Origin of the sequence: Verrucosispora sp. SN26_14.1 (genome assembly GCF_004307965.1) — a bacterium.
Lineage (GTDB): Bacteria > Actinomycetota > Actinomycetes > Mycobacteriales > Micromonosporaceae > Micromonospora.
Genome location: NZ_SISL01000049.1, coordinates 1 through 22,825, shown reverse-complemented (window position 1 = coordinate 22,825; position 22,825 = coordinate 1). Strand labels below are relative to the sequence as shown.

Annotated in this window: 24 protein-coding genes and 1 pseudogene; 14 read left to right on the top strand and 11 right to left on the bottom strand. The window is 71.7% G+C overall.

All coding sequences use genetic code 11. The annotated features are described in order from the left end of the window. Positions 1 to 103 precede the first annotated feature (103 nt). Both EYA84_RS07750 and EYA84_RS07745 read right to left on the bottom strand, forming a co-directional pair. On the bottom strand, positions 104 to 1,663 hold the full coding sequence (locus EYA84_RS07750; RefSeq protein ID WP_131052339.1) for an MFS transporter: 1,560 nt from the start codon (positions 1,661 to 1,663) through the stop codon (positions 104 to 106). Next, entirely contained in the window at positions 1,660 to 2,217 is a 558-nt protein-coding gene (locus EYA84_RS07745) for a TetR/AcrR family transcriptional regulator (protein WP_161594925.1), read from the bottom strand. The genes EYA84_RS07750 and EYA84_RS07745 overlap by 4 nt, the downstream gene beginning before the upstream one ends. 425 nt (positions 2,218 to 2,642) lie before the next feature. Here EYA84_RS07745 and EYA84_RS07740 point away from each other — a divergent pair, with 425 nt between their 5' ends. The 8 genes from EYA84_RS07740 to EYA84_RS33975 all read left to right on the top strand — a co-directional run bounded on the left by EYA84_RS07740 (position 2,643) and on the right by EYA84_RS33975 (position 10,629). Beyond that, on the top strand, positions 2,643 to 2,849 hold the full coding sequence (locus EYA84_RS07740; RefSeq protein ID WP_131052337.1) for a hypothetical protein: 207 nt from the start codon (positions 2,643 to 2,645) through the stop codon (positions 2,847 to 2,849). 119 nt (positions 2,850 to 2,968) lie between these two features. After that, the gene (locus EYA84_RS07735; RefSeq protein WP_131052336.1) at positions 2,969 to 4,321 is read left to right on the top strand and encodes a glycosyltransferase family 2 protein; all 1,353 of its coding nucleotides are present in this window, start codon (positions 2,969 to 2,971) and stop codon (positions 4,319 to 4,321) included. Positions 4,322 to 4,340: 19 nt separating this feature from the next. Then, a complete protein-coding gene (locus EYA84_RS07730) occupies positions 4,341 to 5,366 on the top strand; it encodes an ATP-binding cassette domain-containing protein (RefSeq protein WP_131052335.1) in 1,026 nt (341 codons plus the stop codon). Further along, positions 5,363 to 6,157: an ABC-2 family transporter protein gene (locus EYA84_RS07725; protein ID WP_131052334.1), complete on the top strand. Its 795-nt coding sequence runs from the start codon at positions 5,363 to 5,365 to the stop codon at positions 6,155 to 6,157. The genes EYA84_RS07730 and EYA84_RS07725 overlap by 4 nt, the downstream gene beginning before the upstream one ends. A gap of 1 nt (position 6,158) precedes the next feature. Next, entirely contained in the window at positions 6,159 to 6,956 is a 798-nt protein-coding gene (locus EYA84_RS07720) for an ABC transporter permease (protein ID WP_236145644.1), read from the top strand. A gap of 1 nt (position 6,957) precedes the next feature. Further along, on the top strand, positions 6,958 to 8,565 hold the full coding sequence (locus EYA84_RS07715; RefSeq protein WP_131052333.1) for a hypothetical protein: 1,608 nt from the start codon (positions 6,958 to 6,960) through the stop codon (positions 8,563 to 8,565). Beyond that, positions 8,558 to 9,445, top strand: coding sequence for a TauD/TfdA family dioxygenase (locus tag EYA84_RS07710; RefSeq protein ID WP_131052332.1), 888 nt, complete (start codon positions 8,558 to 8,560; stop codon positions 9,443 to 9,445). The genes EYA84_RS07715 and EYA84_RS07710 overlap by 8 nt, the downstream gene beginning before the upstream one ends. After that, positions 9,442 to 10,629 carry a TOMM precursor leader peptide-binding protein gene (locus EYA84_RS33975; protein ID WP_131052331.1) on the top strand — a complete coding sequence of 396 codons (1,188 nt, stop codon included), beginning with the start codon at positions 9,442 to 9,444 and terminating at the stop codon, positions 10,627 to 10,629. The genes EYA84_RS07710 and EYA84_RS33975 overlap by 4 nt, the downstream gene beginning before the upstream one ends. Before the next feature lie 132 nt (positions 10,630 to 10,761). Here EYA84_RS33975 and tatC read toward each other — a convergent pair whose 3' ends face one another. The 5 genes from tatC to EYA84_RS07680 form a co-directional block, all read right to left on the bottom strand. Then, on the bottom strand, positions 10,762 to 11,712 hold the full coding sequence (gene tatC / locus EYA84_RS07700) for a twin-arginine translocase subunit TatC (RefSeq protein WP_131052330.1): 951 nt from the start codon (positions 11,710 to 11,712) through the stop codon (positions 10,762 to 10,764). 18 nt (positions 11,713 to 11,730) lie between these two features. After that, positions 11,731 to 12,051 carry a Sec-independent protein translocase subunit TatA gene (gene tatA, locus EYA84_RS07695; protein ID WP_131052329.1) on the bottom strand — a complete coding sequence of 107 codons (321 nt, stop codon included), beginning with the start codon at positions 12,049 to 12,051 and terminating at the stop codon, positions 11,731 to 11,733. Positions 12,052 to 12,230: 179 nt separating this feature from the next. Further along, positions 12,231 to 12,479, bottom strand: coding sequence for a hypothetical protein (locus EYA84_RS07690; protein WP_131052328.1), 249 nt, complete (start codon positions 12,477 to 12,479; stop codon positions 12,231 to 12,233). A gap of 9 nt (positions 12,480 to 12,488) precedes the next feature. Next, positions 12,489 to 13,493, bottom strand: coding sequence for a YafY family protein (locus EYA84_RS07685; protein WP_131052327.1), 1,005 nt, complete (start codon positions 13,491 to 13,493; stop codon positions 12,489 to 12,491). A 108-nt stretch (positions 13,494 to 13,601) separates the two neighbouring features. Next, positions 13,602 to 14,630, bottom strand: a complete 1,029-nt coding sequence (locus EYA84_RS07680; RefSeq protein ID WP_131052326.1) for a YafY family protein — start codon at positions 14,628 to 14,630, stop codon at positions 13,602 to 13,604. A gap of 159 nt (positions 14,631 to 14,789) precedes the next feature. On the opposite strand from EYA84_RS07680, the gene EYA84_RS07675 reads away from it, so the two are divergent. Continuing rightward, positions 14,790 to 15,902 carry a DUF3866 family protein gene (locus tag EYA84_RS07675; protein ID WP_131052325.1) on the top strand — a complete coding sequence of 371 codons (1,113 nt, stop codon included), beginning with the start codon at positions 14,790 to 14,792 and terminating at the stop codon, positions 15,900 to 15,902. Positions 15,903 to 16,002: 100 nt separating this feature from the next. Here the strand turns inward: EYA84_RS07675 and EYA84_RS07670 are convergent, their stop codons facing one another. The 4 genes from EYA84_RS07670 to rfbA form a co-directional block, all read right to left on the bottom strand. Next, positions 16,003 to 16,188 carry a hypothetical protein gene (locus EYA84_RS07670; RefSeq protein WP_131052324.1) on the bottom strand — a complete coding sequence of 62 codons (186 nt, stop codon included), beginning with the start codon at positions 16,186 to 16,188 and terminating at the stop codon, positions 16,003 to 16,005. Between the two features lie 57 nt (positions 16,189 to 16,245). Further along, entirely contained in the window at positions 16,246 to 17,604 is a 1,359-nt protein-coding gene (gene pafA, locus EYA84_RS07665; protein ID WP_131052323.1) for a Pup--protein ligase, read from the bottom strand. 69 nt (positions 17,605 to 17,673) lie between these two features. Next, on the bottom strand, positions 17,674 to 18,291 hold the full coding sequence (locus EYA84_RS07660; RefSeq protein WP_131052322.1) for a dTDP-4-dehydrorhamnose 3,5-epimerase family protein: 618 nt from the start codon (positions 18,289 to 18,291) through the stop codon (positions 17,674 to 17,676). Beyond that, complete coding sequence (gene rfbA, locus EYA84_RS07655) at positions 18,288 to 19,199, bottom strand: glucose-1-phosphate thymidylyltransferase RfbA (RefSeq protein WP_131052321.1); 912 nt, start codon at positions 19,197 to 19,199, stop codon at positions 18,288 to 18,290. The genes EYA84_RS07660 and rfbA overlap by 4 nt, the downstream gene beginning before the upstream one ends. A gap of 84 nt (positions 19,200 to 19,283) precedes the next feature. Here rfbA and rfbB point away from each other — a divergent pair, with 84 nt between their 5' ends. The 5 genes and pseudogenes from rfbB to EYA84_RS07630 form a co-directional block, all read left to right on the top strand. Further along, the gene (rfbB, locus tag EYA84_RS07650) at positions 19,284 to 20,285 is read left to right on the top strand and encodes a dTDP-glucose 4,6-dehydratase (protein WP_131052320.1); all 1,002 of its coding nucleotides are present in this window, start codon (positions 19,284 to 19,286) and stop codon (positions 20,283 to 20,285) included. Next, positions 20,282 to 21,160, top strand: a complete 879-nt coding sequence (gene rfbD, locus EYA84_RS07645; RefSeq protein WP_162854338.1) for a dTDP-4-dehydrorhamnose reductase — start codon at positions 20,282 to 20,284, stop codon at positions 21,158 to 21,160. Before rfbB ends, rfbD begins: the two co-directional genes overlap by 4 nt. Beyond that, positions 21,157 to 21,528, top strand: coding sequence for a DUF2304 domain-containing protein (locus EYA84_RS07640; protein ID WP_131052319.1), 372 nt, complete (start codon positions 21,157 to 21,159; stop codon positions 21,526 to 21,528). Before rfbD ends, EYA84_RS07640 begins: the two co-directional genes overlap by 4 nt. Further along, entirely contained in the window at positions 21,521 to 22,222 is a 702-nt protein-coding gene (locus EYA84_RS07635; protein WP_131052318.1) for a glycosyltransferase family 2 protein, read from the top strand. The genes EYA84_RS07640 and EYA84_RS07635 overlap by 8 nt, the downstream gene beginning before the upstream one ends. Next, positions 22,219 to 22,825 (top strand): annotated as a pseudogene (locus EYA84_RS07630) (polysaccharide biosynthesis protein); the annotation flags it as partial. The gene EYA84_RS07635 and the pseudogene EYA84_RS07630, both read left to right, overlap by 4 nt.

Here is a 22,825-nt window from a genome sequence, read left to right as displayed (position 1 = left end):
AGCCAGTCCCGGGTCCGGCACGGCAGCCGACAGCGCACGGTGCCGCCCGGGTCCGACCGGGCGGCACAACCCTGCCCGGCCCGGGCGGCGACTGCGGCCGGAGCTAGTGGCCCTTGGTCACGTCCAGTCCCTTCGGGGTCAGGGCGAACACCACGACCACCGACACCAGCATGATCGCGGCGCCGATGCCACCGACCAGCATCAGTCCGTGGGTGAAGGCGTCCTGGGCCTGGGCGGCAGCAGCGGCCCCGGCCGGGCCCAGTCCGTCCAGCACGTGCAGGGCGCCACCGAGCGACTCCTGGGCCACCCCCACCTGCTCGGGACTCAGCCCGGCGGCGGCCAGGTCCGAGGCCGGGAGTTCGGCGCGGTACAACGCCGCCGCCGTGCTGCCCAGCACGGCCACGCCCAGCACCGCGCCCAGTTCGTAGGAGGTCTCCTCGATGGCGGCGGCGCTGCCCGCGTGCTCGGCCGGCGTCCCGGACATGATGATCGCCGAGGCGATGGCCAGCGAGCCCATCCCGGCCCCGAGCAGGGCCAGGAAGATCCCGACCGGGCTGTAGCCGAGCGGCTCGGGGGCCACGGCCAGGACCGCGAAACCCAGGCCCGCCAGCGCCAGGCCCCCCACCAGGACGGTACGGGCGCCGATGCGCTGGGCCAGCGCCGGTGCCAGCGGCGAGACCACCGTCGCGGCGATGGCCAGCGGCAGCAACGCGACACCCGCCTGCAACGGCGACATGCCCCGCACGAGTTGGAGCCACTGGGCCGAGAGCAGCAGTGCCGACCCCATGGCCATCATGGTGAACAACGCCGCCAACGTGCCGGCCGTGAACGAGGGGACAGCGAAGAGGCGTACCCGCAGCAGCGGCGAGTCGCTGCGCAGGCACCGCAGCACGAACCACACCAGCAGGGCGAGCCCTGCCGTCAGGGCCGCCAGCGCCAGCAGATCGGTCGGCCCCTCCTTGGCGATGCGCTTGATGCTCCACACCAGGGCGGTCATGCCCGCGATGGACAGGACGGTGGCCAACGCGTCCCAGCGGCCCGGGTTCGGGTTGCGGGCCTCCGGCAGCAGCAGCACCGCCGCGACGATCGCCGCGACCATCCAGGGCACGTTGAGCAGGAACGCCGCCTGCCAGGCGAAGTGCTCCAGGAGTACGCCACCCACGATCGGCCCCACGGCCGCGCCCAGCGAGGCCACCGCCGCCCAGATGCCGAGGGCCTTGGCGCGTTCGGCCGGATCGGTGAAGAGGCTCCGGATCATCGACAGGGTCGCCGGCATGATCATCGCCCCGCCCACGCCCAGCAGGGCGCGTACCGCGATCACCATCGGAGCCGACTCGGCCACCAGGATCAGCAGGGACGCCCCGCCGAAGATCGAGAATCCGGCCAGGAGCAACCTGCGGCGACCCCACCGGTCGCCGAGGGTGCTCATGCTGACCAGGAGCCCGGCCAGGACCAGCGAGTAGATGTCGACGATCCAGAGCTGCTGGGCGGCGGTCGGCGACAGCGCCGCGGCCATGTCGGGCAGGGCGACGTTCAGGATGGTCATGTCCATGACCACCACCAGCAGGCTGGTGGAGAGCACGGCCAGGGCGGCCCATCGGCGCCGGGGGGACAGGTGCCCGGCGGTGGCCCCGGGTGCGTCCGAGGTGTGCGTCGTACTCACTGGTTCTCCGGGAGGGACGTGCCCATCAGGGCGGTGATGGCCATGCGCAGGGCCCGCTCGTCGACGGGCCGGTCGTGCAGCAGGGTGTAGAGGATGACGCCGTCCAGGTAGAGGGCGGTGGCCTGGGCGGCCTCCGGGGTGGCGTACGCCGAGAGCATCTCGGTCGTGCCCCGGATCCAGCGCTGGGCGTACGGACGCAACTCGGGCTGCTGGACGCCGGCGTAGTAGAGCAGGTTCTCGGCCTTGAGCCGCGCGCGGTCGCTCAGGTACTCCATGAACAGCGCGGCAAGACCTTCGGGGCTTCCCGCACAGGCGTGGACGGCCTGCGCGACCTGCCGGATCTCCTCGTCGGCCTGGGCGACGACGATTTCCAACGCACTCGTGCGCAGGTCGTCGAGGGAGTCGAAGTAGTAGGTGGTGGCGCCCAGTGGCACCTGGGCCAGCTCGGCCACCCGGCGGTGGGTCAGCGCCTCCCAGCCGTTGTCGATCATCTCCTGCGCGGCGACGTCGAGCATCGCGCGCCGACGCCCCTCGGGATCCCGTCGGGGGGTCATGGGCGCTTCCCGCATGCGGGCCGTCCGGTGGTCATGCTCAGCCTCTCCATCTAGTACGTCCGTACAAGTACAAACGTACTAGATGCCGCGCGCCTTCCCGGTGTGGCCCGTCTCGCTGCACGGGGCGGCGCGTGAAAGGGGGGGTCCCCGGCTAACGCCTGGTGTATTACAAGGGTCCCCTCCTTGCATGTGTGCGACCCCGGAAAGAATGCTGCAAACATCGATCAAAGTCATTGCATTGCGACATGTTCAAGTGGTGCCGAGCAGCATTTGCCCTGTTCAACTGAGGTTGAACGCTGAGAATTGTGCGACAAAGAGACACGTCAACGGTGGTTTACCGTCCTGTTACCTTTCTTGAGTGGAGCGACTTTGGGAGCGCTCCCTACACTCGTCGCGATGATCACCTCACTCGAAAGGAGTTTGTGATGAGTGGAGCATTGGATCTGTCCGACCTGGACGCCACCGACATCTCGTGGGCGGACGGCGACGAGCAGTCGACCGGCCTGTACGCGGTGGCGCCGGTCGGCAGCGTCGTCCTGACCGAGGGCGCGAGCGACGGCAAGACCTGCGGCGGCGGTTCCTGCGGCTGCGGCGGTCGACCGATCAGCTGGTGCTGCGTCAACTGCCACTGATCGGGTAGCGGGCGCTGGTCAGCCGCGACGCGGTGGTCCAGCGCCCGGTTGGGGCGTCGACGTCGACGTCGACGCCCCAATCCCTGCCAGTACGTGCGGATCCGGGAAGGGATTCAGGAATGACCTCCGAGGTGAACACCGGCGTCGAGATCAGCGTGGTGATCCCCACGTACGAGGACGCCCAGTGTCTGGAGCTGACGCTGCGGTCGCTGCGTCGGCAGAGCCTGGCACCGGAGCGGTTCGAGGTGATCGTGGTGCGCGACGGCGGTGACGGCGGGGAGTACACCGACGTGGCCGATGCCGGCAAGGGGCTGAACCTACGGCTGGTCGAACTGCCCGAGCGGCAGGGCCGGGCGGCGGCACGTAACGCGGGGGTGCGGCACGCCTCGGCCGACCTGCTGCTCTTTCTCGACTCCGACTCGTACGCCACACCCGAGCTGGTGGAACGGCACCTGATGCACCACCGGGGCGCGGGCCGCCCCGCGGTCCTGCTGGGGCGGCGGGACGAACTGGGACTGCCGTACGTCAACGCCGCGCTGGCCGGCGAGCCGACCATTCCGGTGCCGCACCGACGTGCCGACGGCGGCGGTGACCTGCGCTTCCCGGCCGGAGTGGCCCCGGTGGGGGAGGAATGGCTCCAGGCGGGATGGATGTTCGCCTACACCCACAACGTCTCGGTCTCCCGAGCGCTGTTCGACGCGGTCGGCGGATTCGACGAGCGGTTCGGCCTGCGCTGGGGGCTGGAGGACATCGAGCTGTTCTACCGGGTGCACGAACACCTCGGCCTGCACGACCGCAACTTCGCCTTCGACGAAGCGGCTGCCGCCTACCACCTGCCCCATCACCGCAACGTCGACCGGAACTGGCAGGAGTTCGGGACCAACCGCAGTCTCGCCGCCGAGAAGTACCTCATCCTGGAGTGGGAGTTCTTCGGCATGTTGGACGTCTACGACTCGGCGGAGCGGGTGGTGGGCTACCGGGCAGCGATCGCCGACTGTCTGGCCCGGTCGGCCTGCCGGATCGGAACCGCCGTCGCGCTTCTCACCCCGCAGCTGCCGGGCGAGCGGGTGCTCTGGGTCGGCACCGGCAGTGACCGGACGACGCTGCCCGAGGGGGCCGTGACCTTCGACTTCTCCGTTCCGGTCAGCGCCACCAACCACCACCTGATCGGCATGGACCCGCCGATCGCGCCCGGCAGCCTCGACGCGGTCGTCAGCGTCGACTTCTGGCGCTACCTGAGGTGGGAGGAGTTCTGTCAGTTCGTCAACGTGGGCGGTGCCCTCGCCGGGGAGGTCCATCTGGTCCACACCGGAGCCGAACTCGCCAACGCGGTCGCCCCGGACATGTCCACCTTCGGCTATCTCACCCGCGTCCTGCGGACCGCGTTCGACAGCACCGTCGGCGAGGTCGAGGGACTGGGTACGGTGCTGCGCCTGCGCCCGCGCGTCCCACCGGCCCTCCCGGCCGAGTGACGCCGACCCCACGACGCCGATGACCCCCACCACCGTGATCGAGGCCCGTGGCCTGACCAAGACCTTCCGGACGCCCGACAAGCAACCGGGACTGGCCGGGTCGCTGCGCCATCTGGTCCGGCCCAGGCACCGCTCGCACACGGCCGTGAACGGCATCGACCTGACGGTCGCGGCCGGGGAGGCCGTGGCCTACGTGGGACCCAACGGTGCCGGCAAGTCGACCACCGTCAAGCTGCTCACCGGCATTCTCCAGCCGACCTCGGGACAGGTCGAGGTCTGCGGCATCGTGCCGCACCGCAACCGGTTCGCCAACGCCCGCAACATCGGCGTGCTCTTCGGCCAGCGAAGCCAGCTCTGGTGGGACCTCCAGGTCCGCGACTCACTCGCGCTGCTGCGCGACATCCACCGGATTCCGCAACGACGGTACGCGGAGCGGATCGCCGAGTTCGACGCCCTGCTCGGCCTGGGGGAGCTGCTGCCGGTGGTGACCCGCCGACTCTCCCTCGGCCAGCGGATGCGGGCTGACCTCGCCGCCGCCCTGCTGCACTCACCCTCGGTGGTGTTTCTCGACGAACCCACGATCGGGTTGGACATCATCGCCCGCCAGGCGGTCCGCGACTTCCTGCGCGCCCAGTGCCGTAACGGCACGACACTGCTGCTGACCACGCACGACATCGGTGACATCGAGCAGGTCTGCCAACGTCTGATGATCATCGACGGTGGTCGGGCCATCTTCGACGGACCGATCGACGCCGTACGCGCACAGGTCGCCCGGCACCGCACGCTGCACCTGACCCTGGACGCCGACTGGTCCGCCGCCCACGACCCCCACCTGCCGGGCACCCGCCTGTCCCCGGGCACCTCACCGCGACACGTCTCGATCGCCTTCGACCACGCTACCTACGGCGCGGGCGAGATCGTGGCCGCGATCGCCGCCCGGGTGCCGGTGGTCGACCTGCGGATCGACGAGCCCTCCATCGAGGACGTGGTCCGCCGGGCGTACGCGGGCGAACTCGGTCAGCCGACCGTGGGACGACCGGCATGAGGGCGTACCGCACGCTGGCCCGGATGGCCTGGTCGACGGTCCTGGTCTACCGGGGCGAGTTCCTGCTGCAACTCGCCGGGGTCGCGGTGCAGACCGTGGCGCTGTTCGCGGTGTGGCGGGCGTTGTTCGCCGCCGACCCCGGCGGCGAGATGGCCGGCCTGACCTGGGAACAGATGAAGGCGTACCTCTTCGTCGCCTTCCTGGCCGGCACCCTGCTGTCCAGTTTCACCGACGGGCAGGTCGCCCTGCGGGTGCTGGACGGCTCGGTCGCCATCGACCTGCTCCGCCCGATCGACTACCAGGTGGCCCGGTTCGCCGAGACGATCGGCTATCTCGTCGGCGAACTGCTGGTGGTCGCGGTGATGGGCTCGGTGCTCCTGCTGGCGTTCGGCGGGATGCCGCTGCCCGACCCCACCCAGGCCGGGCTCTTCCTGCTCAGCCTGCTCGCCATGGTGCCGCTGAAGTTCGCACTGGTCTACCTGGTCGGCCTGGCCTGCTTCTGGACGGGCAACTTCCACGGGTTGAGCATGTCCCGGATCGCGATCACCAACATCCTCTCGGGCGCGCTGGTGCCGATCGCCCTGTACCCCGACTGGCTCCAGACGATCTGTGCCTGGTCGCCGTTCCCCGGCATCGTCTCCACCCCGGCACTGATCTTCCTCGGCCAGGTCCGGGGCACCGAGTCGCTGTACCTGATCGGCGTCCAGGTGCTCTGGGTCGCGGTGCTCTGGACCGGCGCCCGGCTGCTCTGGCGCGTCGCCGTACGCCGACTCGTGGTGCACGGAGGCTGACATGCTCGCAACGATCGAGGCGGTACGGATCTACCGGCGGCTGCTCGGGGCCCACCTGCGGGCCGTCCTGGAGTACCGGGCCGACGCGATGCTCACCATCGCCGCAGCCGTACTCGGCCAACTGGCCGGGCTGATCTTCGTGGCCACGATCTTCCGGCAGGTGCCCGTCCTCGAAGGCTGGACACAGTGGGAGGTCCTCTGCGTCTGCGCGATGGTGATGCTCGCCGAGGGGGTCGGCTCCCTGTTCTTCGAGGGCACCTGGCACCTCAGCGGCATGGTCAACCTCGGTGCCCTGGACTACCTGTTGGTCCGCCCCTACCCGGTGATCCTCCAGGTGACCGGCGCGGCGGTCGGCGTCAACGGCCTCGGCAACGTCGTGATCGGCACGGTGCTGCTGGCCGGCGCGGTGGGGCGGACGGACGTGGTCTGGTCGCCGGTCACCGTGCTGTGGGCGGTGCTGCTGCTGGCCAGCGGTCTGCTGGTGAAGATCGCCGTCAGCCTGGCCACCAACGCGCTGACGTTCTGGCTGCTGAGCCCGTCGAACTCCGTCGCGGTCAGCGTGCACATGCTCGGTGACCTTGCCCGGTACCCGCTGACCGTCTACGGCACCGGCGTACGGGCGCTGCTCGTCGTCGTCCCGGTCGCCTTCGTCGGCTACTTTCCCGCCGCAGCGCTGCTGGACAAGGGCGTCTCGACGACGATCGGCCTGCTGACCCCGGTCGTCGCGCTGGCCTGCGCCCTCGCCGCCTGGCGGATCTTCGAGGCCGGGCTGCGTCGCTACGAGAGCGCGGGGACCTGAGATGACACCCGAAGCACAGAGCGACGTCGTGGCGCGCTACCTGGACGCGGTCGACGCCCAGACCGGCGCGGCACCCACCTCCTACCTGCCGCCGCAGAGCAAACGCTACCCGGGCAGCCCGCGTACGTCGCTGCCCTGGCCGGGGCCGGGCGCACCACCGCTGACCGACACCGGCCTCGACCGGATCAGCACGCTGCTGCTGGGCTACGGACCGCGCCGGGTGGAGATGCTCACCCAGGCCGGGATGTCGGCGTTGACCGGCACCCCGTTCAGTGGGCCGGCCTTCACCCGCGTCCTGCCCGCCTGGTTCACCCTGCGCTGGACCGTACCGTCCGGCGGCGCCTACTACCCGGGCGAGATCTACCTCGCCTGGACCGGATCCGGGGACCTGCCTTCCGGCGTCTACCACTACGACCACGTCCACCACTGCCTCGAACTGCTGCGCGACACGAATCCCGCCGCCGACGTCGACCGGCTGCTCGGCCCGGCGACCGCCACGGACGGCGCCGGACGTAGCGCGCTGCTGCTGGCCTGCCGACCGTGGAAGAACGGCAGCAAGTACCGCGCGTTCGGTTACCAGCTCGCCACCGTCGACGTCGGCGTGCTGCTCGGGCAACTGCTCACGTGGCCGCAGACCGGCACCGCTGACCTGGCCCCCGATCCACGGGCCGCCGACGACCTGCTGGGACTCGACGGCATGCTGGAGACCGTCTACGCGGTGATCGAGATCTCCACCGCCGCCACGCCGGACACCCCGCCCGAAGCCGGCACCCCGCCCGGACCCGACACCCCGCCCGGACCCGGCACCCCGCCCTGCCGGACCGCGCCACCGGAGCCGGTCGGCCTGACCCACGACCGGCTCGTCCTGGCCGACGCCGATCCACACGCGGTGGCCCTGCACCGGGCCGCCTGGGCCGAAACCGACATGCCGCGGCGCGCGGTGCCACCACCTGCACCGCAGGCCATGACACCGTCTGACGCGGCCCCCGTCCACCTGCCCGAGGTCGCGGCGCTGGACCTGACCGGTGCCGCTGCCGGCCGGGCGTCGGCCTGCGACCTCGCCCCTGGCCTGCGCCTCGCGCAGCTCGCCGACGTCCTCGCGTACGCCGGTGGCCACCGGCCCACCACCGCCGCCCTGGACGAGCTGGCCCGGCACCCGCTGTACCCGACACTGTGGTGCCTGGTCGGCCAGGTGGACGGGCTGCCGCCCGGCGCCTACCGCTACGACCCCCGACACCACCTGCTCCGACCGTCGACCGGTGCCGACCGGCCGGGACCGCCCACCACCGTGGTCGCGCACCGCATGGCGACCGCCGGCGTCAGCATCGTCGTCGTCGCCGGGGGAGGACGACCCATGACCGGGCTGACCCCTGCGGAGTTTCGCCGACTCCACCTGCTCACCGGGACCGTCGTGCAACTGGCCGCCCTGACCGCGCAGGCGGTCGGCGCGGCGATCCGCCCGATCGGCGGGTTCTCGGCCCCCGACATCGCCGCACGACTCGGCCTGCCCGGCGGAGACACCCCCGTCCTGCAACTCCTGCTCGGCGCGCCCACGTCGCGTGCCGGACTGCTGGCCGTGGCACTCACGGAAGGAACCACGAATGGATGACCAACGGATCCCGGTGCTCACCGGTCAGCCGGCGCCGGAGACGGTCCTGGCGACGGTGGCTCGGCACGGGGCGGCCCTGCTGCGCGACGGCGACCGCCGACGCGAGGCGTTCGTCCGGCTCGGCGACGCGGTGATGTCGCCCCTGCCGTACGACGGCGCCTTCCACGACGAGCGGGACGTCGTCGACGACGACCCGACCACCACCACGGTCACCCGTGGCACCCAGGGGATGCCGCTGCACCGCGAGGCGTCGTACGCCCCGGGCTCACCGGACCTGATGACCTTCTTCTGCGAACGGCCCGCCGCCGACGGCGGGGGCGGCACCACGCTCTGCGACGGTGTCGCGTTGCTCGCCGCCCTCCCCACACCGGCGCGTGAGCGGTTCACGCAGATGGAGATCGTCTGGGAGAGCCGGATGCCCACCGCCGACTGGCAACGGATGTTCGGCACCACCGACCCGGCCGAGGCGCGGGGCGCTCTGCGACGGTGGGAGCCGTACCTGCGCCCGTGGGAGTCGATCCACGTCGACGTCACCGACGAGGGGATGACGACCGGCTTCGGCACCCACTGCACGCCGCCGACCAGGTTCGGCGCCGTACCCGCCTTCTGCAACTCGCTGTTCGTCAGCCGCCCCCGCGACGACGAGTACCACGATCGGCGACTACGGGTGCGCACCCCGGACGGACCACCCGTGGACGGCGCCCTCGTCGCCACCGCCGCCGAGGTCGCGGCCGATCTCACCGTCGCCGTGCCCTGGCAGGCCGGTGACGTCCTGGTCGTCGACAACTCCCGCTACCTGCACGGCCGCCAGGCGTTCCAGGACACCGGCCGCACCGTCCTGGTCCGGATGGGCATGCTCGACCGGGCGGTGGCGGCATGAGGGCCAAACTGCGCGACGACCTGATGTACGTGCCCACCGAGGACGGCGTCTACCTGGAGACCGGCACCACCAGCACCGAGATCAGCGGCGGATCCGCGTACGGCCTGATCCGCCGGATCGCCCCGCACCTGGACGGCACCCGCACCGTCGCGGACCTGACCGCCGGCCTGCCCGCCCCGCAACAGCGCCTGGTCACCGACCTGGTCACCATGCTCGTCGACCGGGGCATCGCCCGCGACCTGGACCGGGACCCGCCACACGGACTTCAGGACTGGGAACTGGACCGGTACCGCCAGGCCATCTCCTTCGCCGAGCACGCCGCCGACGCTCCGCCGCACCGCTTTGAGTCCTTCCGCAACAGTCGGGTCCTGCTGGTCGGCGCCGGTGCGGGCCTGACCGCACTGGTCCAGACCCTGTTCGACCTCGGACTCCGGCGGGCCACCCTGGTCACGACCGCCGAGTCGCCGACCGACCCGGCGGCCTGTCGGCGGATCCTCGACCGCCACCGCGCCGACGACCCCACCGCCGAGCTGGACCTGCGTCCGGACCTCGCCGCCGCGCTCACCGACGCCGCCGCGCTCACCGCCCTGATCGGTACGCACGACGCCGTCCTGCACTGCACCGACCGGCTGATGGCCGGCCGGGCGCTGACGCTGAACCGGGTGGCCCGCGCCCACGGCGTCGCCGCCCTGCACGCCCTCGCCTTCAGCGGCAGCGCATGGGTCGGCCCCACCGGCGGCGGGGCAGCCGGTGGCTGCTGGGAATGCGTGGTCTGGAGCCTGCACGGCACCAGCCGCTCCGGCGACGCCCCGTGGCGGGACGACCGGCCGGACCAGGTCCCGGAGTACCTGACCGCGCCGGTGGGCGCCCTCGTCGGCACCGCCCTCGGCTTCGGCTACTTCCGGCACGCCGTCGGCGCCGAGACCGACACCACCAACCGCATGACCCACATCGACCTGGCATCGGCCGTCACCAGCGAACACCTGCTCACCGTCCATCCCCGCTGCCGAGCCTGCCGCCGCGACCGAGCGGCCGTCGACCTCGCCGAGCGGATCGCCACGATGACCGGACGTCCGGCGGTCGAGAGCCGGTCCACCAGGTCCGGCAACAGGCCCCGGTGCCGGCCGCGCCCGGCGGTCGGATTCGCCAGTACGGCGACAGGCCCGTCGGGATTCGGGAGGTGATCGTCTGCGGTCACGGCGTGCACCGTACCCGCCATCCGGTCCCGGGGTCAGCGGTGAACGGGCCGAATTCCCCGGTCCGCCCAACACGAACGCCGCCCCCGACGGGAGCGGCGTTCGTGGTGATCGGTCCGGTCAGGTCACGTCGTCGAAGCGACGCTCGATCGGCCGGGGTGCGGTGACCGGCTCGGGGGCCTCGATCGGGCTGGACGCCTCCACCCGCGCACCCGCCTGCACCGGCTCCGGATCGGGCTCCAGCGGGGAGACCTCGTCGTCGTCGAGACCGGCGTAGACCTCCTTGCCGCGCCCGCGCCGTTTGTCGTTGAGGAACGCGACCCCGACGGCGGCGAAGTAGAGCGCGCAGAGACACAGTGCCAGCGCGGTCATGCCGAACGGGTCGGGCGTCGGGGTGACCACCGCGGCGAAGGCGAAGAACAGGAAGACGGCGATCCGCCACCAGCCGAGCAGCTTCTTCGCGCTGGCGATACCGACGAAGTTGAGCATCAGCACGATCAGCGGGAACTCGAACGCCACCCCGAACAGCAGGATCAGGTTGGTGACGAACGATATGTAGCGGGTGATGTCCAGCGTCGTGTTGATGTCGTCGCCGGAGACCTGGAGCAGGAACTCCAGGCCCTTGGAGGTCACGAAGTACGCCAGCACCGCGCCGGCCGCGAACAGCGGCGCCGCCAGGGCGGTGAAGACGTACGCGTACCGCCGCTCGTTGCGGTGCAGGCCGGGAGCGATGAACGCCCAGAGCTGGTAGAGCCAGATCGGCGCGGCGACGATGAGCCCGACCCAGAGACTGATCTTCAGGTTGAGCAGGAAGACGTCTGCCGGGCCGAGCTGGACGAAGTTGCACCGACCGTCGGCAAGGGTGCTCCCGGGCAGCTGGCAGTACGGCTGGGACAACAGGTCGAGCACCGGCCGGGCGAGCCAGAGGCCGAGACCGAAGCCGACCAGGATGGCCAGCGACGCCTTGAACAGCCGGCTACGCAGCTCACGGAAGTGCTCGATCAGGGTCATCGAGCCGTCGGAAGCCCGCTCGAAGTTGCTCGGCCCGCGTTTGCGGAGTCCGAAGGCCACGATGATCGGCCTCCGGAATCAGTTCTCGCGGACGCGCTGCACCGGGTCGGCGACCGGCTGCTGCACGGAACCCTGGTACGGCGGCTGCACAGTGCCCTGGTACGGCGGCTGCTGCGGGGCCTGCTGGGGCTGCTGCGGCGGGTACGGCTGGTAGCCGGCCTGCGCGTCGGCCTTGCCGGCGAGGTCGCGGTCGTCGTCGGCGAGGCTCTTGGTCTCCGCCTTGATGATCCGCAGCGAGCGGCCCAGGGAGCGCGCCGCGTCGGGAAGCCGCTTCGCACCGAAGAGCAGGATCATCACGACCACGAGTACGGCGATGTGCCAGGGCCTGAGGGCACCCATGGGAAACTCCAGTCGCTCTGTGTCGATGAGGGTGTACCGCAGCCCATCGTACGTGCGTCATCGGCTGTTGCCACCCGCCGGGCGAAGGGGCGTCCCGGTGGGTGAAGTCTCGACCACGTACGAGCATCCCGTCAACCACCGAATCGATCATGCGGGGTCGGATCGGGGCAGGTCGGCGCTCAGTCGCCTCGGCTGGCGCGGATCAGGGTCAGCCGCTGTTCGGTCGTCTCCAACCGGCTCTGGATGCTCTCGGCGCGCTGCTGGAGGCTCTCCGCGGCGGCGCTCAGCGCGGCGGCCTCGTCGGCCCGCCGCTGCAACCGCAGGACCGCACGACGCAGATGCGGCAACCGGGCCATCACCGGACGAACCGCCAGCGCGAGGACGACCAACGGCACCAGCACCAGCGCGAGCACGATCCACTTCAGCACGGCGTCAGCCTACTGCCTGGCCGCCGACCCTGCCGGGTCCGCACCCGGCGACACCGGCGTCGCGTACGCCTCGAGCGCCGCCACGGCCGCGTCCCGGACCTGCTCGGCCAACTCGGCCGGGGCGACGACGGTGACGTCCGGACCGAGGCCGAGCACGAATCGACGGGCCCAGCCCAGGTCGGTGACCCGCAGCGAGACCTCCCACCGCTCGCCGTCGGACTCGATCCGCTCACAGGGGTAGTACTCGGTGATCCACCGCTCCCCCCGGCCGATCCGCAACGTGATCAGCGGCAGCTCTGACGAGGGCCGGAACACGCCCTCGCTGAGGTCCTGCGGGCGGGCCTGCGGCGGCACCACGGCCGCCTCGCTCAGCTCGGTGACCGCGTCGATCCGGTCGGCCCGGAACAACCGGACCGCCTCGGCCCGGCGGCACCACGCCTCGACGTACGTGCGGCCACTGACCATCAGCACCCGCAGCGGGTCGATGACGCGCTCGGTGGTCTCGTCCCGCGCCGCCGTGTAATACGTGATGCGCAGCGCCCGGCCGCCCTCCACGGCGGCACGGAGCTGCTCCACCCGGCCGGTGTCGCCGGGCAGCCGCACCTCCACCGGCGCCGCGACCTGGTCACCGGCCGCGTCCTCGATCTTGGCGAGGGCCCGTTCCACCGCCTCCCGGTTGGCCACCCCGGGCGTCTCGGCCAGCATCCGCAGCGCCACCACCAGGGCCAGCGCCTCGTCGGGCGTGAGCCGCAGCGGCCGGTCGATCCCGGCGTCGTAGGTGATCGTCACCCGGTCGCCGTCGAAAGCCATGTCGATCAGGTCACCCGGCCCGTACCCGGGCAGCCCGCAGACCCACAACAGCTCCAGGTCCTCGCGGAGCTGACGCTCGGTGACACCCAGGTCGCCGGCCGCCTCGGAGATCTCGATGCCGGGCCGGGCGAGCAGGTACGGCACCAGGTTGAGCAACCGGGCCAGCCGGTCGGCCGAGGTGCGGGAGGAGGTCTTCGCGCTCACCGAGCTGGCCTTTCGTTCGCGACTGCGGGGCTCGCAAGCTCACTCCTCGCGCTCACCGAGCTGGCCTTTCGTTCGCGACTGCGGGGCTCGCAAGCTCACTCCTCGCGCTCACCGAGCCGGCCTTTCGTTCGCGAACGCGGGGCTCGCAAGCTCACTCACCGCCATCTCGTCGTGCCGGACGGCGATCTCCTTGAGACGCTGGATGACCGCCTCGCGTACCTCCGGTGGGTCCAGCACGCGCACGTCGGGCCCGTAGCCGACCAGATGCCCGGCCAGGGAGTCGGCGTCGGCGTAGGGCAGGACCAGCCGGTCGCCCTCCGGCCCGACGGTTGCCTCCACGGCCCAGCGGCGCAGCCCGGCGGCCCGCCCCGAGGCCACCAGCACGGTGGCCCGACCGGGCCGTTCGGTCGGCCCGAACCAGCGGGCCACGTGGCTGATCAGATCGACGTCGGCCGGTGGCTGGTAGGCGCCCGACGCGCCGGTCGCCCGGACCGGACCGGCGACCCGGGACAGCCGGAAGCAGCGGGTGGCGTCGCGGTCCAGGTCGTGGCCGACCACGTACCACCGGCCACGCCAGCAGACCACTCCCCACGGTTGCAGGCGGCGGCGGGTGGGTGCGTCCTGGTCGGGTACCCGGTAGTCGAAGCGGACCTCGCGCCGGTCCCGCGCGGCGGCGGTCAGCGGGGCGAACGCCGGATCGACCGTCACCATGGGTTCCAGGCCGAGCGTGGCCTGCGGGTCCACGTCCACCCCGGCGGCGCGCAGCTTCGCCAACCCGGAGGAGGCGGCGGCGGCCAGGCCGGCGTGCTGCCACAGCCGCGCGGCGATGCCGACCGCAGCGGCCTCGTCCGGTTTCAGGGGAATGTCGGGCAGGGCGTACTCGCGCTGGGCGATCCGGTAACCCGGCTCGGTATCGAAGGCGCTCGCCGTCCCGGTCTCCAGCGGTACGCCCAACTCCCTCAGTTCGGCCTTGTCCCGCTCGAACTTGCGCTGGAACGCCTCGTGCTCCCGGGCGTCGTCGGGATGGTGCTCGTAGCCGGGCACGGTCGCGGCGATCTGCGCAGCGGTCAGGAACCGCCGCGTGGACAGTAGGCAGATCACCAGGTTGACCAGGCGTTCGGTGCGACTTCGCGACACGGCGTAGACGCTAGCAGCCGTACCGCTCCCGCCACGCACCCGCGCCGCCCCCGGATGTAAGGAAGGGCCCCCTACTAACGCCTCGTGTATAGGAAGGGTCCCTTCCTTACATCCTTACCCGGGCGTGAGTGGACGGCGGGGTGGAGCTAGCGTGCGGGCATGGTGCGATGGCGGGCAGGCGTGGTGGCGGCGCTGCGGCGGCGGTGGACCGGAGCAGTCGAGCTCGACGTCGAGCTGACCGACGGCACGTCGATGCGGGCGCTCGCGTACCCGGAACTGGTGGGTGAGCCCGAGCCCGGCGACCGGGTGCTGCTCAACGCCGGCGCGCTGCTGATGGGCCTGGGCACCGGCGGGTACGCCATGGTGGTGGCGGTGCCCGACCGGCTGCCGCCGGACCCGCCGCAGGCCCTCGACTCCCGCGACGCGGGCCACCTGGTCAAGGCGCGCTACACCCCGTTGCAGCCGATCCTGCTCGGGGTGGACGAGGAGGCATCACCGCACCGCGAGGTGCTGGCCGCCGCCGAAGACCTGGGTGGACTGCCGGTGGTGACGGCCGACCTGCACTCGGCGCTGCCGGCGATCCTGGCCGGCATCCGGGCCGAGGCGCCGCAGGCGAGGGTGGCGTACCTGCTCACCGACGGTGGGGCGCTGCCCGCCTGGTTCTCCCGGACCCTGGCCGGGCTCCGCGACGAGTTGGTCGGCACGATCAGCGTCGGGCAGGCGTTCGGCGGCGACCTGGAGGCGTCCACCCTGCACAGCGGGCTGCTCGCCGCCCGGTACGTCCTGGACGCCGACGTCGCCGTGGTGGCGCAGGGTCCGGGCAACCTGGGCACCGGCACCCGCTGGGGTTTCTCCGGGGTGGCCGTGGGCGAGGCGGTCAACGCGGTCGCCGCGCTGGGCGGGCGGCCGGTCGGCTCGCTCCGCATCTCCGACGCCGACCCCCGCCCCCGGCACCGGGGCGTGTCGCACCACAGCCTGACCTCGTACGGGCGGGTGGCGCTGGCCCGCGCGGACCTGGTGGTGCCCGACGGCCTGGACCCGACCCTGGCGGCCGAGGTCGACGCGGCGCTGGCACCGCTGGCCGACCGGCACACGGTGGTACGGGTGGACGACGCGGGCCTGGACGCGGCGCTGCGGCGCAGCCCGGTGCCGCTGTCGACGATGGGACGCGGCCTGGACGCCGACCACGCCTACTTCCTGGCCGCCGCGGCAGCCGGCCGGTACGCGGCCCGCCTCACGTCGACGACGTCCCCGCCGCCCGCTGCGTTCTGAGTCACGTGACGCCACCACCGTCCGCCGCGCCCTGAGGAATCGTGTGAGTAGGGGTCCCCTGCTCTACCGCAGGCGTTAATAAGGTGCCCTTCCTTACGCCTCAGGCGAAGATGATCAGGGCTATCCAGCCGCCGACCATCGCGGCCAGGGCCAGCGCCAGCACCCAGGTCGGCACGGTGTACTCGCCTCGACGGTTGCGCTCGACCTCGGCGCGCACCTTCTCGCGGCGGCGTTCGATCCAGCTCTGCCGCTCGGTGCCTGGGGTGGGGGGTTCGGGAGGAAGCATGGCCCGACCAGCCTACCCGGGCCCGTCCGGCGTGCGGACGGACCCGGGTAGACCAGGTCACATGCTGGCGATCAACCGCTCCACCCGCTCGTCGTACGCCCGGAACGGGTCCTTGCACAGCACGGTGCGCTGCGCCTGGTCGTTGAGCTTGAGGTGCACCCAGTCGACGGTGAAGTCCCGCCGCTTCTCCTGGGCGTGCCGGATGAACTCGCCGCGCAGTCGGGCCCGGGTGGTCTGCGGCGGCGTCTCCTTCGCCTCGAAGATCTCCGGGTCGGTGGCCACCCGGTCCACGTCGCCACGCCGCTCCAGCAGGGCGTAGAGCCCACGTCCCCGGCGCAGGTCGTGGTAGGCGAGGTCCATCTGCGCCACCCGGGGGTGCGACAGCGGCAGGTCGTGCTTGCGCTGGTAGCGCTCGATCAGCCGGAGCTTGGTGACCCAGTCGATCTCGCGGGAGACCGGCTCCAGGTCACCGCTCTCCACCGCGCTGAGGACCCGACCCCACAGCTCGACGACCCGCTTGGCGGTCTGGTCGCCGCCGCGCCGCTCGACGAACTCGATCGCCTTGGAGAGGTACTCCTGCTGGATCTCCAGCGCGCTGATCTCCTTTCCGGAGGCCAGCCGCACCTTGCGGCGACCGGTGATGTCGTGCGACACCTCGCGGATGGCCCGGATCGGGTTCTCCAGGGTGAGGTCGCGCATCACCACCCCGGCCTCGATCATCCGCAGCACGATGTCGGCGGTGCCGACCTTGAGCAGCGTGGTGACCTCGTTCATGTTGGAGTCGCCGACGATGACGTGCAGGCGGCGGTACCGCTCGGCGTCGGCGTGCGGCTCGTCCCGGGTGTTGATGATCGGGCGGCTGCGGGTGGTCGCCGAGGAGACGCCCTCCCAGATGTGTTCGGCCCGCTGGGACAGGCAGTAGACGGCACCGCGAGGGGTCTGCAGCACCTTGCCGGCGCCACAGATCAACTGCCGGGTGACCAGGAACGGGATCAGGACGTCGGCGAGCCGGCCGAACTCCCCGTGCCGGGACACCAGGTAGTTCTCGTGGCACCCGTAGGAGTTGCCGGCCGAGTCGGTGTTGTTCTTGAACAGGTAGATCTCACCGGCGATGCCCTCGTCGTGCAGCCGCTTCTCCGCGTCGATGAGCAGACCCTCCAGGATCCGCTCACCGGCCCGGTCGTGGGCGACCAGGTCGACCACCGAGTCGCACTCCGGGGTGGCGTACTCCGGGTGTGAGCCGACGTCGAGATAGAGGCGTGCGCCGTTGCGGAGGAAGACGTTGCTCGACCGGCCCCAGGACACCACTCGGCGGAACAGGTATCTGGCTACCTCGTCAGGGGACAGCCGCCGCTGCCCACGGTAGGTGCAGGTGACGCCGTACTCGGTCTCCAGACCGAAGATTCGCCGCTCCATGATGAGACATTAGCCGTACCGAGGCCGACTTCGTCACTGTCGCGGCCCGTACGCGTCGATGAGGCCCGGTCAGGACGCCCCGGGAAGCCCCGCCCCGGCCAGTCCCGCCGTGTACGCCCGGCACGTGTCGTAGTCCGGCAGCAGCCCCCGGCGGCGCGCCTCGGAGAGGCTCGGCGCGACGGCGTCGCGGTCGGAGAGCTGCGGAGACCCGGTCGGCCACTCGATGCCCAGCTCCTCGTCGAGCGGGTGCACCCCGTGCTCACCGGAGGGGTTGTAGGTGGTCGAGCAGACGTAGTTGAGCGTCGCGTCGTCGGTCAACGCGCAGAAGCCGTGGCCGAGCCCTTCGGCCAGGTAGACCGCGCGCCGGTCCACGTCGTCCAGGCGTACGCCCTCCCAGCGACCGAAGGTCGGCGAACCGACCCGCAGGTCCACCACCACGTCGAGCACCGCGCCGCGTACGCAGGTGACGTACTTGGCCTGCCCGGGAGGCACGTCGGCGAAGTGGATGCCCCGCACCACGTCGCGGGCCGAGACGGAGAGGTTGCCCTGCGCCAGCCGCAGCGGGTGCCCGACCGCCTCGGCGAGCCGGTCGAAGCGGTACCACTCCAGGAACAGCCCACGCGCGTCGCCGTGCTGCTGCGGGACGACCTCCCAGGCGCCCTCGATGCTCAGCGGCCGGATCTTCACGGGGTCACCTGCACCGGTACGGTCCGGTCGACCAGGTCACCGCGCTCCCGGGCGAGCAGGTCGAGCAGGTAGTCGCCGTATCCGCTCTTGGTCAGCGGCTCGGCCAGCGTCCGCAGCCGCGCGTCGTCGATCAGGCCGGCCCGCCAGGCCACCTCCTCGACACAGCCGATCTTCATGCCCTGCCGTTCCTCGATGACCCGGACGAACTCGGCGGCCTGCATCAGCGAGGTGAAGGTGCCGGTGTCCAGCCAGGCGGTGCCCCGGTCCAGCACGGTCACCGACAGCTCCCCAGCAAGCCGGTACGCCTCGTTCACGGCGGTGATCTCCAGCTCGCCCCGGGCGCTCGGGGTCAGGCCACGGGCGATCTCCACCACCCGGTTGTCGTAGAAGTACAGCCCGGGTACGGCGTACCGGGACTTGGGCCGGGCCGGCTTCTCCTCGATCGACAGCACCCGGCCGTCGTCGTCGAAGTGCACGACGCCGTACGCCTGCGGGTTGGCCACCGGGTAGGCGAAGATCCGCCCGCCGACGGGGTCGCCCGCGGCGGCGAGCTGGCCGCCCAGGCCGACGCCGTGGAAGATGTTGTCGCCCAGGATCAGCGCGACCGCCTCGTCACCGATGAAGTCCGCGCCGAGCACGAACGCCTGGGCGATGCCGTCCGGGCGGGGTTGCGCGACGTACTCCAGGCGCAGCCCGAACTGGCTGCCGTCGCCGAGCAGGCGCTGGAACTGGCCCTGTTCCTCGGGGGTGGTGATCACCAGGATCTCCCGCACCCCGGCCATCACCAGGGTGGAGAGCGGATAGTAGATCATCGGTTTGTCGAAGACCGGCATCAGCTGCTTCGACACCGCCCGAGTGATCGGCCACAGTCGGCTACCGGTGCCGCCGGCGAGCAGGATTCCACGCACCCGGGGAGCGTACCGGGAGCAACCGGCGCAGGCCACGCGGCGCAACCGCTGCTTTGCGGGGGATTCGCGTAGACTTCCGGATCCGTGAGGATCCTGGTCACCGGCGGCGCCGGCTTCATCGGTTCGGAATACGTCCGAATGCTGCTGGGGGCACCCGGCGGCAGCGCGCAGGGGGAGTCTCCGGTGGAGCCCACGGGCATCACCGTGCTGGACGCCCTGACGTACTCCGGCAACCGGGCCAACCTCGACCCGGTCCGCGACGACCCGCGACTACGCTTCGTACAGGGTGACATCCGCCACGCCAAGGTGGTGGACGAGGTCGTCCCGGGGCACGACGTGATCGTGCACTTCGCCGCCGAGTCGCACGTCGACCGCTCGATCGCCGGGGCCGCGCCGTTCGTCACCACCAACGTGCTGGGCACCCAGACGCTGCTCGACGCCGCGCTGCGGCACGGCACCGGCCGGTTCGTGCACGTCTCCACCGACGAGGTGTACGGCTCGATCGCGGACGGCTCGTGGACCGAGGACTGGCCGCTGGCGCCCAACTCGCCGTACTCGGCGTCGAAGGCCGGCTCCGACCTGCTGGCGCTGGCGTACCACCGCACGCACGGCCTGGACGTGGTGGTCACCCGCTGCTCCAACAACTACGGGCCGTACCAGTTCCCGGAGAAGGTCATCCCGCTGTTCGTGACCAACCTGCTCGACGGGCGGACCGTGCCGCTCTACGGCGACGGCGGCAACGTGCGGGACTGGCTGCACGTGCACGACCACTGCCGGGGCATCGCGCTGGTGCAGCAGAAGGGCCGCGCCGGCGAGGTCTACCACATCGGCGGCGGCACCGAGCTGACCAACAAGGAGCTGACCGCGCTGCTGCTCGACGCGTGCGGCGCCGACTGGGACCGGGTGGTGGCGGTGCCCGACCGCAAGGGCCACGACCGCCGCTACTCGCTGGACATCTCAAAGATCAACACGGAGCTGGGGTACGCCCCCAGCATCCCGCTGGAGGCCGGCCTCGCCGACACCGTCCGGTGGTACCGGGACAACCGCTCCTGGTGGGAACCGCTGACCCGGGCGCAGTCCGCGTGAGGGCACTGGTGACGGGCGCCGGCGGGATGCTCGGGCGGGACCTGGTGGAGGTGCTCGCCACCACGGACACGGTGACCCCCGCCACCCGGGCCGAGCTCGACATCACCGACGCCGCCGCGGTGCACGCCGCGGTGGCCGGACACGACGTGGTGATCAACACCGCCGCGTGGACCGACGTCGACGGCGCCGAGTCGGACGAGGCGGCGGCCACCCGCGTCAACGGTGAGGCGGTGGCCCACCTCGCCACGGCCTGCGCCGCGCACGACGCCCGCCTGATCCAGCTCTCCACCGACTACGTCTTCCCCGGCGACGCCGACACCCCGTACCCGGAGGACACCCCCACCGCGCCGATCAACGCGTACGGCCGGAGCAAGCTCGCCGGGGAACTGGCCGTGACCCGGCACCTGCCCGACACCGGCTACGTGGTCCGCACCGCCTGGTTGTACGGCACCCACGGCCGCAACTTCGTCAGCACCATGCTCGGCCTCGCGGACCAGCGCGAGTTCCTCGACGTCGTGGACGACCAGCGGGGCCAGCCCACCTGGTCGTACGCGCTGGCGCGGCAGCTGGTGGCCCTGGCCGGGGCGGCGCTGGCCGGTCGGGCGGCCCCCGGCGTCTACCACGGCACCTGCGCCGGGGAGACCACCTGGTACGGCCTGGCCCGCGCGGCGTTCGCCCTGCACGGGCTCGATCCGGACCGGATCCGGCCGATCACCAGCGACCGCTTTCCGCGTCCCGCCGCCCGACCGGCGTACAGTGTGCTAGGGCACGACCGATGGGCCGCCGCCGGGCTGTCACCCCTACCGGACTGGCACGCCACACTGAGCGACGCTCTCGCTCCCGCCGCTCCACCCTCCCCGTGGAAGGTCGCATGAAGCTCACCCTGGTCACCGGCTTGACCGGTCTGGTCCTGCTGGCCACGATCGTCGAGTTGCTGCGCCGCCGACAGCTACGTGAGAAGTACGGCATGCTCTGGCTCGGGCTGCTGTTCGTGGTCATCCCCCTGTCGCTGTTCCCCCGGCTGCTCGACGGCGTCGCCGACCTGCTCGGTGTCGCCTCCGGCGTCAGCCTCGTGCTCTTCCTCGGCATCGTCTTCCTGCTGCTCGTCTGCATCCACCTGAGCTGGGAGGTCAGCGCGCTGGAGGAGGAGACCCGCACGCTGGCCGAGGAGATCGCGCTGATCCGCGCCGAGTTCGAGGCCGACCGGGCCGCACGAGAAGAGCTGGTGTCCCGCGATGGTTAACGGCAAGCGGCTCCTGGTCATCATCCCGGCGCTCAACGAGGCCGGGTCCATCGCCGACGTGGTCCGCGAGGTCCGGGGCGAGCTGCCCGGCGTCGACGTCCTCGTGGTGGACGACGGCTCCACCGACCGCACCTCGGCGGTCGCCGCCGCCGCCGGTGCCCGGGTCGCCCGGCTGCCGTACAACCTCGGTGTCGGCGGCGCCATGCGCCTCGGCTACCGGTACGCCTACGACCACGACTACGACGTGGCGGTCCAGATCGACGCCGACGGCCAGCACGACCCCCGGTACGTACCGAAGCTGGTCGACCTGCTCGACGACCACGACCTGGTGATCGGTGCCCGGTTCGCCGGTGAGGGTGAGTACACCGTGCGGGGACCCCGGCGATGGGCGATGGGGATGCTGTCGATGGTGCTCTCCGGCCTGTCCGGCACCACCCTGACCGACACCACCTCGGGCTTCCGTGCCGCCAACCGACGGATGATCGAGATGTTCGCCCAGTGGTACCCCGCCGAGTACCTCGGCGACACCGTCGAGACGCTGGTGCACACCGCCCGTCGGGGCTACCGCATCCAGCAGGTGCCGGTGGCGATGCGGCGGCGGATGGCCGGCACCCCGAGCCACTCCCCCGCGAAGGCGATGATCTATCTCGGGCGGGCCCTGGCCGTGCTCACGCTGGCCCTCATCCGCCGGTGATCGGTCGCCTGCTCCGTCTCGTACCGCCCGGCACCGTCCCGGTCGGCGCGGGTCTGGCCATCGTCGGCCTGGCCTCGTACGTGCACCTCGCGGTGGCCGGGCACAACCTCACCGCCGGGGACTACTCGTCGCTCTCGGTGCTCTGGTCCTTCGTGTTCACCGTCGGCCTCGGCGTGTTCCTGCCGGTCGAGCAGGAGGTGGCCCGGCTGGTCGCGGCCCGCCGTACCCGGGGGTTGCCGCCCGGCCCGGTCCTGGCGCGCGGTGCCGCCGTCGCCGCCGTCACGCTGGGTCTGTTGGTGCTGGCCTGCGTCGCCGCCGCCGACGTGCTCGGCGACCGCCTCTTCGCCGGTGACACCGGGCTGGTGTGGGCGCTCTGCGGCGCGCTCGCCGCGCTGGCCGTGGCGCACACCACCCGGGGCGTGCTCTCCGGGCTGCGGCAGTTCGGCTGGTACGGCACCCAGCTCGGGATCGACGGCGGACTGCGCATCGGGCTGGTGGCCCTCCTCGGCCTGGCCGGGGTCGACTCGCCGATGGCGTACGCGCTGGTGCTGGTCGTGGCGCCGCTGGTGGGCGTGGCGTCGACCGTGGCACCGGTGCTCCGGG

Excerpts from the sequence above, each read along its gene's own strand:
- EYA84_RS07640 (WP_131052319.1), top strand. The coding sequence starts at position 21,157 with ATGAAGCTCACCCTGGTCACCGGCTTGACCGGTCTGGTCCTGCTGGCC.
- EYA84_RS07715 (WP_131052333.1), top strand. The coding sequence starts at position 6,958 with ATGACACCCGAAGCACAGAGCGACGTCGTGGCGCGCTACCTGGACGCG.
- EYA84_RS07740 (WP_131052337.1), top strand. The coding sequence starts at position 2,643 with ATGAGTGGAGCATTGGATCTGTCCGACCTGGACGCCACCGACATCTCG.
- EYA84_RS07675 (WP_131052325.1), top strand. The coding sequence starts at position 14,790 with ATGGTGCGATGGCGGGCAGGCGTGGTGGCGGCGCTGCGGCGGCGGTGG.
- EYA84_RS07635 (WP_131052318.1), top strand. The coding sequence starts at position 21,521 with ATGGTTAACGGCAAGCGGCTCCTGGTCATCATCCCGGCGCTCAACGAG.
- EYA84_RS07710 (WP_131052332.1), top strand. The coding sequence starts at position 8,558 with ATGGATGACCAACGGATCCCGGTGCTCACCGGTCAGCCGGCGCCGGAG.
- EYA84_RS33975 (WP_131052331.1), top strand. The coding sequence starts at position 9,442 with ATGAGGGCCAAACTGCGCGACGACCTGATGTACGTGCCCACCGAGGAC.
- tatA (WP_131052329.1), bottom strand. The coding sequence starts at position 12,051 with ATGGGTGCCCTCAGGCCCTGGCACATCGCCGTACTCGTGGTCGTGATG.
- pafA (WP_131052323.1), bottom strand. The coding sequence starts at position 17,604 with ATGGAGCGGCGAATCTTCGGTCTGGAGACCGAGTACGGCGTCACCTGC.
- EYA84_RS07670 (WP_131052324.1), bottom strand. The coding sequence starts at position 16,188 with ATGCTTCCTCCCGAACCCCCCACCCCAGGCACCGAGCGGCAGAGCTGG.
- EYA84_RS07730 (WP_131052335.1), top strand. The coding sequence starts at position 4,341 with ATGACCCCCACCACCGTGATCGAGGCCCGTGGCCTGACCAAGACCTTC.
- EYA84_RS07720 (WP_236145644.1), top strand. The coding sequence starts at position 6,159 with ATGCTCGCAACGATCGAGGCGGTACGGATCTACCGGCGGCTGCTCGGG.
- EYA84_RS07735 (WP_131052336.1), top strand. The coding sequence starts at position 2,969 with ATGACCTCCGAGGTGAACACCGGCGTCGAGATCAGCGTGGTGATCCCC.
- EYA84_RS07745 (WP_161594925.1), bottom strand. The coding sequence starts at position 2,217 with ATGACCCCCCGACGGGATCCCGAGGGGCGTCGGCGCGCGATGCTCGAC.
- EYA84_RS07725 (WP_131052334.1), top strand. The coding sequence starts at position 5,363 with ATGAGGGCGTACCGCACGCTGGCCCGGATGGCCTGGTCGACGGTCCTG.